The organism is Trinickia sp., from assembly GCF_035492435.1.
GTDB lineage: Bacteria > Pseudomonadota > Gammaproteobacteria > Burkholderiales > Burkholderiaceae > Trinickia.
In genome coordinates this window covers 1-13,039 of record NZ_DATJJF010000077.1, presented here as the reverse complement: position 1 = coordinate 13,039, position 13,039 = coordinate 1, and the positions used below count along the sequence as shown (strand labels likewise).

Below are 13,039 nucleotides of genomic sequence, written 5' to 3'. Positions count from 1 at the left end.
CATGCCGTCGCGAATGCCGACGCGCGGCTTCGTGACGAAATCGACCGCGCCCAACTCCAGCGCGCGCAGCGTGATTTCCGAGCCGCGCTCGGTCAGCGACGACACCATCACCACCGGCATCGGCCTCAACCGCATCAGCTTCTCGAGAAAATCGAGGCCGTCCATGCGGGGCATTTCGACGTCGAGCGTGAGCACATCGGGGTTGTGCTGCTTGATGAGTTCACGTGCGACGAGCGGATCGGGCGCGGTTGCGCACACCTCCATGTCCGGCTGGCTATTGATGATCTCCGTCATGAGGCTGCGGATCAACGCCGAATCGTCGACGCACAACACTTTGATTTTTTGCACCTGTTATGCCTCCTCTGCGGTCTTGGCGCTGTCGTTCGTTCGGTTGCCACCTGCAAGCGCTTGGAAGAGTTCAATGCGCGGCTTGGCCGCATCGCTTCGCGTGCGCGTCGTGAAAAGCTCGACGTTTTCCAGTGCGCGCGCGCGCTCGCGTCGGGCTGCGCGTGCCTCGGCCACCTGCCTGGCCAGCGCTTCTTCGCGCTCCGCCAAGCTCGGCTCTTGAGCGGTACGCAGCTTCTTGACCATCGCCTGGCCAGTAGCCGGCATGAACGCTACCTTGCGCGGATGCACGCCTTGAAGATCTTCAGCGACGATGCGGATCTTTTCGAGCGCGAGATAACGGCGCACAAACTCCGCGTTGCGATCGCCGATGTTGATCGTCGTCATGCCGGCCAGCACCGCACCGCCGCCGAACACCTTCGCCTCGAAGCGCTCGCGCCGGCCACCCATCTTGATGAGCTCGTTGATGAGCACTTCCATCGCATAGGCGCCGTAGCGCATTGAATCGGATGCCGCCTGCGTGGGCTCGCCGTCGTCGGGCAGCATGAAGTGGTTCATGCCGCCGATGCCGGCCGTACGGTCGTGGACGCAAGCGGCGACGCACGAACCGAGCACGGTGACGAGCACCATGTCTTCGCGCGTCGTATAAAACTCGTTCGGCAGCAGCTTCACGCCGGGACGGTTGAAGTGATTGTCGAAGTACAGATTGGTGGCGATCGGCAGGCCGCTCATACTCCCACCTCCTGCAAGCGCTTGCCGGCCTTGTGGGTCGCATCGGAGGCGTCGGCCGGAGCTGCCGCGCCGCCCGAATGAAGCGTCGGCCGCACGTCTGTCCGGACACGCGCGAGCGCCGTCGAATCGCGCGCGAGCTCGTACACGGTCTGGCCGCGTAGCCGGAAGGCATGCGTCACATAGCTGAAGTTCTCCGAATGCCCCGCAAAAAGCAGTCCGCCCGGCTTCACGAGCGGCTCGAAGCGCGCGAGCACCTGCGATTGCGTCGGCTTGTCGAAGTAAATCATGACGTTTCGGCAGAAGATCGCGTCGAACTGCGTGCGCAATCCGTAGTCCGCATCCGTCAGGTTGAGCTGTTGAAAGCGGATCATCGCGCTCAACTCCGGACGTACCTTGACGAGACCGGTATTGGCGCCCGTGCCTTTCAGGAAGAATCGCTTCAAGCGCTCAGGCGTCAGTTGCTTCACCTGATCGAGCGAGTAGACACCCGCTTCTCCCTTTGCCAGCACCTGGGTGTCGAGATCCGTCGCCAGGATCGTTGCTTGGCGCGCCGCCGATTCGCCAAGCGCTTCGACAAGTGTCATCGCGATCGAGTAAGGTTCCTCCCCCGTCGAGGCAGCCGAGCACCAGATCGATATGGGCTGCGAGCGGCGCTTGACCAAGTCGGCCAGGATCGGAAAGTGGTGCGCCTCGCGAAAGAATGCCGTGAGGTTAGTCGTCAAGGCATTCGTGAAAGCTTCCCACTCGGCCGGGTTCTGCTCCGACTCGAGCAGATCGAGATAGAGGCGAAAACTGTCCAGGCCGCGCGCTCGCAGGCGCCGCGCGAGACGGCTGTAGGCCATGTCGCGTTTGTGATCGGACAACGAAATGCCGGCGCGACGGTGGATGAGCTCGCGAATGCGTGTGAAGTCCGCCGACGTAAATTCGAAATCGCGCTCGGCCAAACCAGCACGGTCAGCCAAGCCCGACCCATTCGGGTCGGCCCGCTCAAGCCGCTCGAGTGCACGTGCTGTCGTCATGGTGATCGTCTCGGTTCGTCTCGAATGTCGGTCGGGTCAGTCGCTCGGGGTTGGTCGCCTTCGTCGCTTGCGTCGGGTTCGCCGCTTGGGGCGCCGCCTTCAGAACGTTTCCCAATCGTCGTCGGACGAATGGCTCGCCGAGACGGCCGGCGCCGCCCTTGACGGGGCCGCAAACGAGGCCTTCGCGGACTGCTGCGAAAGCTTCGGCTTGTGCGATTGCGCGCGGGCCGGCTTGGACGGCTGGCCGGCAGCCGGAGCAGGAACCGCCGCGGTTGTCGGCGCATGCGGCTCGTGATCGTTGGCCTGCCGCGCGACTTCCCGATGGGCTTGTTTCGCTACAGAGTCACCCGACACCCTTGACGCGCTTGCAACGCCCGCCGCGTTGGCACCCGACGCGCCCTTGCGCTCACTCAGCGCACGCGGCGCGGCGCTCGCGGCTTTGGCGGACGGCAACCCCGGTTTGCGTGTGACTGCCTGCGCGACTGCCTTCGCCGGCGCGCTCGCGCCCGCGCTGACGCGCCAGTGACCGATGACGCTCTTCAACTGCCGCGTTTGTTCTTCGAGCGATGCCGCGGCGGCGGCCGCTTGCTCGACGAGGGCGGCGTTTTGCTGCGTGACGTCGTCCATTTGCGCGAGCGCACCGTTCACGCTTTCAATGCCCGTCGATTGCTCCACCGATGCCGCACTAATTTCACCCATGATGTCGGTGACGCGTCGCACCGCCTGGACGATTTCGTCCATCGTCGCGCCGGCTTTGCCAACGAGCTCGGACCCGCTCGCCACTTTGTCGGCCGAAGCGCCGATCATCGTCTTGATTTCCTTGGCCGCCGCCGCACTGCGCTGCGCGAGGCTGCGCACCTCGCCCGCCACGACGGCAAAGCCGCGACCCTGCTCACCCGCTCGCGCAGCCTCCACGGCCGCATTGAGCGCGAGGATGTTGGTTTGGAACGCAATGCCCTCGATAACGCCGATGATGTCAACGACCTTATTGGAGCTCGTCGCGATGTCCTCCATCGTCGTCACCACCTGCTGCACGACCTCACCGCCGCGCAACGCGATGTCGGACGCATTCACGGCAAGCTGGCTCGCCTGCCGCGCGTTATCCGCGTTCTGGCGTACCGTCCCGGTCAGCTCTTCCATGCTCGAGGCCGTATGCTGAAGCGACGATGCCTGCTGCTCGGTACGCTGCGAGAGATCGGTGTTGCCGATCGAGATCTCGTGCGCACCCACGTCGATCGATTCGACGCCGCCTTTGACCGCCTTCACCATCGACGTCATGCTTTCCTGCATCTTCCTCATGCCGGCAAAGAGACGCCCGATCTCGTTTTCGCTCGTCGCCTCGACAGCATCGCTGAGATCGCCGCCAGCCATCCGCTCGAAATGGACGATCACGTTGTCGAGCGGCGTGACGATAAGCGCACGCAGCACGAAGCGAATCGCGACAACGAGCACCAGCGCAATCGCTCCAACGGCGACAATGAGCGATTTCATCAACGAGATCCGCGAATCGGACGCGACACGCAGATCTTCGGCATTCTGCCGAATCGTACGCAAGACGCTGTCGACTGAATCGCTCAACGCCACAAAGAGCGGGCTGACCTTCAAGTCGACGATGGCTTGGCTGCCCGCGGCGTCGCCTGCGTGCGCCGCGGCCAACGCCGGCTCGATGCCATCGTGCAAAAGCGTTGCGTACCGCGAGGCGAGTTCGCTCTCGACTGCCGGATCGAGGTCGTGCTTGGGTGCCGCCTGGTAGACCTGCCACGCGTCCTTCGCCCTCGCTAACGTAGCGTCGGCACGATCCAGTGCGCCCTTCGCGTCATCGGTCTTGTTCGTCGCCGCGAGCGATTCATAACGATCGAGCGAAACGCGCGTGCGCATCAAAAACGACGCCGTGCTATCGAGCGCATGAATGGCCGGCAAGTCCCCGCCGGCGAGTGTGTTGAGCGAGCGCCCCGCCCCCGACAACGCCGTGAGGCCGAGCACACCAACCGCAAGCGTCAGCAAAAAAAACACAGCGCCGATCGCAGTGAGCGTCGTGCGAATCGACAAGTTCCGCAACATCTAACGAATCTCCGTCTGGTGCTGACATAGGCAGCGAAGGCCGCGCGGCGAGCACCGGCGGTGCGCGCCTATCGACTACGCTTCCAATGCCTCGATAAGGGCCATTTCCTTGCTGACCATCAATTTTTCGATGTCCATGAGGATCAGCATGCGGCCGTCGACCGTGCCAAGCCCGGTCAAGTATTCGGCAGTCAGCGTCGCGCCGAACTCGGGCGCGGGCATGATTTGATCGGGCGTCAGCGTGAGCACGTCCGAAACACCGTCCACGACCATGCCGACAACACGATGCGCGACGTTGAGAATGATGACGACAGTCTGATGGTCGTACTCGACGCGGCCGAGATGAAACTTGATCCGCATGTCGACGATCGGCACGATGATGCCGCGCAGATTGATGACGCCCTTGATGAACTCGGGGGCGTTGGCGATGCGCGTCACGCTCTCGTAGCCGCGGATCTCCTGCACCTTCAGGATGTCGATGCCGTACTCTTCGGCGCCGAGCGTGAAGATCAGGAACTCCTGACCGGCTGCGTCAGTATGTACCGCGTCGCGGCGGCCGCCGGCGGCGACGAGTGCGCCGTTCGAATTGCTGGTTTGGACTTCTGCCACGTTGGCCCTCACAAACAGTTGGGGGTTACGAATAGTTCATTGCGCCATGCGAGGCGCGGGATTCGCGGTTCAACGCCGCCACGTCGACGATCAGCGCCACGCTGCCGTCGCCGAGTATCGTCGCGGCGGAAATGCCCCGCACCTTGCGGTAGTTCGTCTCGAGGTTTTTCACGACAACCTGCTGCTGGCCGACGAGCTCGTCGATCAGCATCGCAAAGCGGCGTCCCTCGGTCTGCATGATGGTGACGATGCCTTGCGTCGGCTCGGTGCGTGCGCCTTCCACCGAAAACGCCTCGTGCAGTGCGACGAGCGGCAGGTATTCACCGCGCACGCGCACAACACGCTCGCCGTTCGCGACCGTGTAGATGTCCTCAGCCGTTGGCTGGAGCGACTCCATCACGAAGTTGAGCGGCAGAATGAAAATCTCGTTGCCGACCTTGACCGACATGCCGTCGAGAATCGCAAGCGTAAGCGGCAGAACGATGCGCGTCGTCGTGCCCTTGCCGGTCTGCGAGGTGATTTCGACGTGCCCGCCCATCGCTTGAATATTGCGCTTGACGACGTCCATGCCGACCCCGCGTCCCGAGATATCGGTGACCTGATCGGCCGTCGAGAAGCCAGGCATGAAGATGAGGTTCCAGACCTCATCGTCGGACATCGATTCGCTGACCGGCATGCCTTGCTTCATTGCCTTCGCAAGAATCCTGTCGCGGCGCAAGCCACCGCCGTCGTCGCTGACCTCGATGACGATGTTGCCGCCATGGTGTGCCGCGGAGAGGATCAACTGTCCCGTCGGATCCTTGCCCGCTGCGCGCCGCACGTCGACTGTCTCGATGCCGTGATCGAGACTGTTGCGCACGAGGTGCGTGAGCGGATCGATGATGCGCTCGATGAGGCTCTTGTCGAGCTCGGTGGCTTGACCGAAGGTGATGAGCTCCACGTCCTTGCCGAGCTTCGCCGCGAGATCGCGTACGAGCCGCGGGAAGCGGCTGAAGACGTAATCCATCGGCATCATGCGGATCGACATCACCGCTTCTTGCAGATCGCGCGCATTGCGCTCGAGCTGCGCCATGCCGCTGAAGAGGCGGTCATGCAACGCCGGGTCGAATGCACTCGAGGTCTCGGCCAGCATCGCCTGAGTAATAACGAGTTCGCCGACGAGATTGATGAGCTGATCCACCTTTTCGACGCCCACCCGGATGGAGCCGCCTTCGCTCGTCGACGCAGCCGCTGCCGGTCGGGCGCGGCGCTCGTCCGCGCCGGCAGAAGTCGTCGCGGCGGGTGCCGTCGCAGCCGGCAGGGCGGGCTTCGCTTCCGGCTCAGAGGACTGAGGCTCGGCCTTCGTCACGGCGGTTGCCACTGCCACGGCGCTTTGCGCAGGCGTTACATCGGCGGCAGGCGTAGGCACGCTCGTCGCCACATCGGCCGGTGCGACCGTGGCAGGCGCTTGTGCACCCGGCGCGGCACCGCGGCCGATCGTGATCTGGCTTTCGTCGATGACGAAGCACAATACGGCGCTGATGTCATCGGACGGCACATCGGTCTCGAGATAGACGACGAGCTCAGTGCCGTTGAGGGTCTGTTCGACGATGTGCCCGAGGTTGCCGAGCTCCTCGATCAAGAGCTCCCGGTCCTTGTCGCCGACACCGCGCAGTGTCACTTGCAGCGGCGCGCCGGCGGTCGCTGCCGCCTCCGTCGCCGGCGCCGCCGTCGTCCCGTGCATCGCATTCATGGCCTGATCGACGACATGATCGGGCGCCATGCCGTGGGCCGCCGCGCCGAGATGATCGGCACCGCTGCCGGACTTAGGCGCGCTCGCTGCAACAGCCGCCTCGACGGCCGAGCCGCCCGACTCGTCGCCGTCTCTCAAACGCTCGAGCTTCGCGCAAATTGCCGCGGCTGCGGCGGCATCGGGCTCGGCGCTTGCGCGGTAAGCCGTAAGCTGCTCCCCCAGCACATCCTTGGTTTCAAGGAATGTGTCGATCATGTCCTTGCGCAACGTCAGCTCGTTGTTGCGCGCACGATCGAGCAGCGACTCAAGAATGTGCGTCGTTTCGGTCAGCGCCGTAAAGCCGAACGTCGCCGCCCCCCCCTTGATCGAGTGGGCAGCGCGGAAAATCGCCGCAAGGTCTTCCGGATCCGGCGTACCGATGTCGAGATTCAAGAGCAGCTGCTCCATCTCCCCCAGCAGCTCGTCGGCCTCGTCGAAGAACGTCTGATAGAACTGTGTGATATCGAGTGTCATGCCTCAGTCACCGCGAAGAATCGTCTGCCTGGCTCGTGCGCTGCATCGCGCCGATGGCTCCCGATTGCCGTTGATGCTTCGTGTCCTTGCTGTCCTTCCTGCCTTCATGCAGTGCGCGCCTCGCGCACGCCGCACCCCTTTTTCCCTTACGGGCCTGCTCTCACGCGTGCCTCATGCCGGCAATGCCGCAATGAGCTCGGTCAGCGTGTCGGGATCGAGCGGCTTGGCGATCCAGCCGGTAGCACCGGCCGTGCGCGCAGCGTCCTTGAACGCGTCGCCCTGCTCGGTCGTCAACACAAAAATCGGCGTGGCCGCATAAGCCGGCTCTGCGCGCAACGCCTCAATGACGCCGAGACCGCTTCGCTTCGGCATATGCTGATCCGTCAGCACAAGGTCGAAGGAGTGCGCGCGCGCACTCGCCAGTCCTTCATCACCGTCCGCTGCCACAGTTACCTCATAGCCTGCCTCACGCAGCGTTGCGGCCAGGATTTCACGCATCGCCGCCGAATCGTCGATTGCCAGAACGTCCCTGATCATGAGTGCCTCACTGCAATTGCCCAAGGTTCGCGGCGCATCGCCCGCATGCCGTCACGGCTTGTCCGACCTCACTGCTTGTCACGGCTTGACCTGATTGGTCGCCGCCTCGGAGCCTGCGTGCGCTGCCGCAGCAAGCGCCTGCGCAGGCGCTTTAGGCCCTTTTACGGTCGTGGCCGTCAACTTCTGCGCAACGACTCCCGCAGCATCGTCGGAAAGCGTCGTGGTCGTCGAATCGTCATGCATCAAGGCGAGCTCGGATCGGTGATTGAGCACGATGATGCTGATGCGGCGGTTTTCCGGATCCATCGGATTCGCCTTGTCCAGGTTCTGCGTGGAGGAGAGCCCGAGCACGCGCAGCACTTTGTTCTCATCCATGCTGCCCGCGATGAGCTCGCGCCGCGACGCGTTAGCGCGATCGGCGGAAAGCTCCCAATTGGTATAGCCGCTGCCGTTGCCGGCGTAAGGCACCGCATCGGTGTGGCCTTGAACGACGATATGGTTCGGCACGTCGTTCAACGTCTGGCCGATTGCGCGCAAGATGTCACGCATGTACGGCTCGACGTGATCGCTCGCCGTAGCGAACATCGGCCGCTTCTGGGTGTCGACGATCTCAATGCGCAAACCTTGCAACGTCGAATCGATGCGGATCTGCTGCCTGAACTGCCGCAGCACCGGATTGGCCTCGATCGCCTGCATGAGCTTGACCTGCAGATCGTGCAGCCGCTCCTGCTCGCGCCGGTCGACAGCCCCTGTCAACGGATCGATCGCCGAGTCGTCGTTCTGGGCGATCGTGTGCAACGCCTTTTCGATCGTGCCGTCCGTGCGCCGCGTGATGCCCTGCAAGTCGGTCGAGATATCGCGTCCGCCGCCTTTCAGGATGCTTGAGGAGTCGGCACTGCGGTCGCCGCCGAAGAGCGCCGCCCTGAGCGGCTGGCTGAAATATTCGGCGATACCCCTGAGCTGCGTGGGCGTGGCCGATGACAGCAGCCACATCAGCAGAAAGAAGGCCATCATCGCGGTCATGAAGTCCGCATAGGCGAGCTTCCACGCGCCGCCGTGGTGTCCCTTCTTGGCGGGCGCGACGCGCTTGATAATGATTGCCTTGTCTTTGTTCTTGCTCATTGACCCGGTTTCCTCGAGACGTGCCTGCCTTACTTGGCCTTCACGCGGCGCACGTGCTCTTCAAGCTCAGCGAACGACGGGCGCTCGGTCGAGTAGAGCACCTTGCGGCCGAATTCGACGGCAATCGCGGGCGCATAACCGTTCAGACTCGCGAGAATGGTGACCTTGATGCACTGAAACATCTTGGTCGACTCAGCCACTCGCTGCTCCGCCAAGCTCGCGAGCGGCCCGATGAGACCGTACGAGAGCAAAATGCCCAAAAACGTGCCGACCAGCGCCTGAGCGATCATGGCGCCAAGCACGGCGGGCGGCTTGTCAGCCGACGCCATCGTATGGACAACGCCCATCACTGCAGCGACGATGCCGAATGCCGGCATCGCGTCGCCGGTGCGCATGAGTGCATTCGCCGGGCCTTCGCCTTCGGCGTGATGCGTTTCGATCTCCTCGTCCATGAGGCTTTCGATTTCGAAAGCATTCATGTTGCCGCCCACCATGAGCCGCAGGTAGTCCGTCAGGAATTCGACGATATGCTTGTCGGCGAGGATTTTCGGGTACTGCGTGAAGATGGGGCTTTTGTCCGGCTCCTCGATATCGGCCTCGAGCGTCAACGTCCCTTCTTTACGCGCCTTGGCAAGCAAAACGTAAAGAAGTGCCATCAACTCCATGTACAGATCCTTCGTGTACTTCGAGCCTTTGAAGAGCGTGGGCAGCAGTTTGAGTGTCGCCTTCATCGTCTTCATCCCGTTGCCGAGAATGAACGCCCCGACCCCAGCGCCCGCGATCATCAGTGCTTCTTCGGGCTGCATGAGCGCGCCCAGATGACCGCCCGCCAGCGCATAGCCGCCGAAGACGGAGAGCACGGTCACGAGTGTTCCAACGAAAATCAGCACTGCCGAGTCCTCACAAAGGTCGACGGGGAGACCGCCGTTAATCTGGTTTACGGCAGACAAACCGAAACTTTGAGGACAAACGCACTCGTCGATGCAACTCGTTCGGTCCACGCCGCGGATGGCACAGACAACGCACCGTGATCAAAGAGCCACGCCAGCCGAGGATGCCGGCCCATCGATATAGGGAAAAGCAACGCACGCGCAGGTGGCGGCCAAAACAAGAACGCATCCGTTCAAACCGCGCCATGCTCTGAATGAAGCAACGCTTTCAATGCTTTTCAAAACGCCTGAGGCGCTGATCGCTCGCAAAACGCCCTTTCTGCGTCGGGCCCCCGCGAGGGTGCGCGCACCTCGATCCGTCCTGCCTGCGTCAATGTCTGAACTACTGCCGGCAGACCGCCTTCGGTTTGCCATATGGCTTTTTTTCGCCTCCGAGGACATTCGCTTTCCGGCATACTGGCGAGTCGCTCCAAGCACCGGGCGCCTTTGCACTTGATACCGGCTCAGTCGGTTGTTTCCTCAGGCTGCTCCACGCTCGCCTGCGCCGAATGCGCATGCGAGCGCGCCGTCGATTTACCCTTGTCCGCCAGCGACGAAAGGACGGCATAGTCATCGAAGCGAAAGCGGCATAGCAACTGGCTGGAAGTCGCGAGCTTCACCGTCTGAGCGAACGACAGGTTCGCCAGCACATCGGCGATCTCGTCGGACAGGCCCATGCGAAACATCCCGGCCGCCCTGTCCTCGCGCAGCAAGCTTTGGGCGAGCAGTAGATACGAGAGGTTGACTTCCTTTATCTCACTGAGCATTTCGCTCGCAGCGCCCATAATTTCCCCGGTCGGTCAAAAGTTATTGATTCCTTAGGAAAACGTTTGCTCGAGGAGGCAGCCCTACCCCTTCCGCGTGCGCGGTTTCCGGTTTGCCAAATTGTGTCGAAATGTAAATAAGGTGGAAATCGGAAGAAGGCCTTCTTGCAACGTCGGAAATATCTGGAAAACGTGTAGGAATTAGTCCTACAAGGCATTCCATTCTCACTCGGAGCGATTTAGTGAGCGTTCGCGCTCAAGTGCCGCCGGACTGGCGGGAACTTGATTTGCGTGAGATCGATATTCGACTGTAGGAACAGCCGTCGGCAGCGGCCAATGGGCTACGGCGTCTGGACAAGGCCGAACCGGGTGAAGCGAGAGACGCCTCGCCGCTCCTCGCGTCTAGCGTGCGCTGTTTCCGCCTGTAACAAGGTTAAAGGTTTGAAAACGTGCTCATTAGCGGCGCCCTTCTGTCCTGATAATGGCAAGGAAGCCGTTAATACAATGGCGTAGCGCCGATAGCCGCGCCGCTCATTTTTGCAAGGAGATTCACGCATGCGAATCGCTCAAATCGCGCCGCTCTATGAGGCCGTTCCTCCGAAGTTCTACGGAGGCACCGAGCGCGTCGTGTCGTACCTGACCGAGGCACTTGTCGAGCTCGGTCACGAGGTGACTCTCTTCGCAAGCGGTGACTCCGTAACCTCGGCCACACTCGAAGCGGCCTGGCCACGGGCCTTGCGGCTCGATCCATCGATTCGCGATTCTTTGGCGCCGCACATGTTGCTGCTCGAGCAGGTTCGCCGCGCGGCGTCGGACTTCGACGTCCTGCACTTCCATCTCGATTACCTACCGTTCGCCATGTTCTCGGATATCGGCACGCCCTCGGTCACCACGCTGCACGGCCGCCTCGATCTACCGGAGTTGCAGCCCGTCTTCGACAGGTTCGACCAATCCGCCGTCGTCTCGATCTCGCAGTCACAGCGTATGCCGCTGCCCCAGGCCAAATGGCTGGGCACCGTCTATCACGGACTACCTCAACGGCTCTTGAGCCCCCAGCCGCATTGCGAGCCCGAGTACCTGGCTTTTCTGGGCCGCATCTGCCCGGAAAAGCGCGTCGACACCGCGATCCGTATTGCCGCCATGAGCGGGCTACCGCTCAAGATCGCCGCCAAAGTCGACAATGTCGACCGTGATTACTTCAAGAGCGAAATCGAGCCGTTGCTGCGGCTTGCACATGTTGAATTCATCGGTGAAATCGACGAGGCGCGCAAGCCTGAATTTCTTTCGCGCGCGAAAGCGTTGCTATTTCCAATCGATTGGTCCGAGCCGTTCGGGCTCGTCATGATCGAGGCCATGGCTTGCGGCACACCCATCATCGCTTTCAATCGCGGCTCCGTCCCCGAAGTAATTGACCCGGGTATAACGGGCTATATCGTGGAAGACGAGCACGGCGCGGTGGCGGCTTTGCAACGTCTCGACGAACTCTCGCGCGATGAAATACGTGCCCAATTCGAGCGTCGATTCACGGCGCAAAGCATGGCGCGCGCCTACGTCGAAAAATACGAAGCATTGATCGCAGGCCACGGTCTACGTCGCACGCTCCACAGCGTTGCGGCGGGTTGAACGGCTGTCTGATAAAACGAGCCAATTAGGAAAACGATTGCGGGAGATTACCGCGGCTGTGACACAAATTCGATTACCACGCAGGCTCTCGCATTTCGTGCGTCCGGCGCATCACGCGCCGGACGTTTTTGTATGCAATGCAGAAAAAGCCAGATTCGCAAATGCTTTGACCTGACAGCCGACGCATCGTCGGCCGAACGGACCAGCCAGGCCGCCTGCCCAGCTTATTCCTTGATGAGATAGCGATCGCGGTTTTTGCCATGAATCCAAGTAGGCGCCCTGCCTCGGCCGCTCCAGCTCGCGCCGGTCTTCGGATCGCGGTACTTGGCCGGCAGCGGCTCCTTTTTCACCTTGGGCGGGCGACCACGACGGCGATGCTCGGCAAACCCGAGATCGGCTGCCGACAGGCCAAACTCGGCAATCTTTTGTCGAATATCGGCAATGACATCGCCCATTTCAGCACGCCTCACCTCGTCTGCCTGCTCCTGCAGCTTCGCGATTTGGGCCTTGAGATCTGCATATTGGGACATCGTGGTCTCCCTAGTCAAAATGTTGTGAACCCGCGCAATAGTCGGATCGCACACAACCTGCAATGCTCAATTCACTTGTAGCCAGCAGGCAATCGTATGATTAATTAGACAGAAAGCAAACACCGTGGGAAACGCCACATTCTGAATCAAATATTCGTTTTTCTCATCCGGTAATTCACCAATACGGCATATCCCTGTGTTTATTTTGCAACGCCTAGAAGAAAGAAAGCAAATTTGCATTCGATGCGAACGAGACGTGTTGATTACAGTCCATGACACTTGGTATTCGATATCAATTTGCAGGACGATATCCAATGCTCAAAGGCGATCGCTCAGTGCGGCGATGCAGGCGGAATCGACACGCATGGAATTGCCCTCAGCTCGGGCATCCCGGCCGCTGCGGCCGCCTTCTGATATTTGCTGAGCAAAAGCCAAAGCGGCATCGATTGCCGCCGGCAATAGCGAGCTTGTCTCGCTCAGGACGCGAATTCAGCAGGAATCGAGAAAAGCTTGCGCAACTGGT

At 61.6% G+C, this 13,039-nt stretch carries 12 protein-coding genes; 1 reads left to right on the top strand and 11 read right to left on the bottom strand.

Annotated elements, in window-relative coordinates:
* The 10 genes from VL598_RS05575 to flhD form a co-directional block, all read right to left on the bottom strand.
* Window positions 1-348, bottom strand: a 348-nt coding sequence (locus VL598_RS05575) for a response regulator (protein WP_325325701.1), incomplete at its 3' end; no start/stop codon positions are given.
* Window positions 349-351: 3 nt separating this feature from the next.
* Window positions 352-1,077: a chemoreceptor glutamine deamidase CheD gene (gene cheD / locus VL598_RS05570; RefSeq protein ID WP_325325700.1), complete on the bottom strand. Its 726-nt coding sequence runs from the start codon at window positions 1,075-1,077 to the stop codon at window positions 352-354.
* Entirely contained in the window at window positions 1,074-2,096 is a 1,023-nt protein-coding gene (locus VL598_RS05565) for a CheR family methyltransferase (RefSeq protein WP_325325699.1), read from the bottom strand. The genes cheD and VL598_RS05565 overlap by 4 nt, the downstream gene beginning before the upstream one ends.
* A 99-nt stretch (window positions 2,097-2,195) precedes the next feature.
* Window positions 2,196-4,157, bottom strand: a complete 1,962-nt coding sequence (locus VL598_RS05560; RefSeq protein WP_325325698.1) for a methyl-accepting chemotaxis protein — start codon at window positions 4,155-4,157, stop codon at window positions 2,196-2,198.
* Between the two features lie 75 nt (window positions 4,158-4,232).
* Entirely contained in the window at window positions 4,233-4,766 is a 534-nt protein-coding gene (locus VL598_RS05555; RefSeq protein WP_325325697.1) for a chemotaxis protein CheW, read from the bottom strand.
* A gap of 25 nt (window positions 4,767-4,791) precedes the next feature.
* Window positions 4,792-7,011: a chemotaxis protein CheA gene (gene cheA, locus VL598_RS05550; RefSeq protein ID WP_325325696.1), complete on the bottom strand. Its 2,220-nt coding sequence runs from the start codon at window positions 7,009-7,011 to the stop codon at window positions 4,792-4,794.
* 171 nt (window positions 7,012-7,182) lie between these two features.
* Window positions 7,183-7,548, bottom strand: coding sequence for a response regulator (locus tag VL598_RS05545; RefSeq protein WP_325325695.1), 366 nt, complete (start codon window positions 7,546-7,548; stop codon window positions 7,183-7,185).
* Window positions 7,549-7,626: 78 nt separating this feature from the next.
* Window positions 7,627-8,670 (bottom strand): flagellar motor protein MotB, encoded by a 1,044-nt coding sequence (gene motB, locus VL598_RS05540; RefSeq protein ID WP_325325694.1) that lies wholly within the window; start codon window positions 8,668-8,670, stop codon window positions 7,627-7,629.
* 29 nt (window positions 8,671-8,699) lie between these two features.
* On the bottom strand, window positions 8,700-9,560 hold the full coding sequence (motA, locus tag VL598_RS05535; protein ID WP_325325693.1) for a flagellar motor stator protein MotA: 861 nt from the start codon (window positions 9,558-9,560) through the stop codon (window positions 8,700-8,702).
* A 503-nt stretch (window positions 9,561-10,063) separates the two neighbouring features.
* The gene (flhD, locus tag VL598_RS05530) at window positions 10,064-10,384 is read right to left on the bottom strand and encodes a flagellar transcriptional regulator FlhD (RefSeq protein ID WP_325325692.1); all 321 of its coding nucleotides are present in this window, start codon (window positions 10,382-10,384) and stop codon (window positions 10,064-10,066) included.
* Window positions 10,385-10,918: 534 nt separating this feature from the next.
* Between flhD and VL598_RS05525 the strand changes: the two genes are divergently transcribed.
* Window positions 10,919-11,986: a glycosyltransferase family 4 protein gene (locus VL598_RS05525; RefSeq protein ID WP_325325691.1), complete on the top strand. Its 1,068-nt coding sequence runs from the start codon at window positions 10,919-10,921 to the stop codon at window positions 11,984-11,986.
* Between the two features lie 224 nt (window positions 11,987-12,210).
* Here the strand turns inward: VL598_RS05525 and VL598_RS05520 are convergent, their stop codons facing one another.
* Window positions 12,211-12,516, bottom strand: a complete 306-nt coding sequence (locus VL598_RS05520) for an H-NS histone family protein (RefSeq protein ID WP_325325690.1) — start codon at window positions 12,514-12,516, stop codon at window positions 12,211-12,213.
* Window positions 12,517-13,039: the final 523 nt, after the last annotated feature.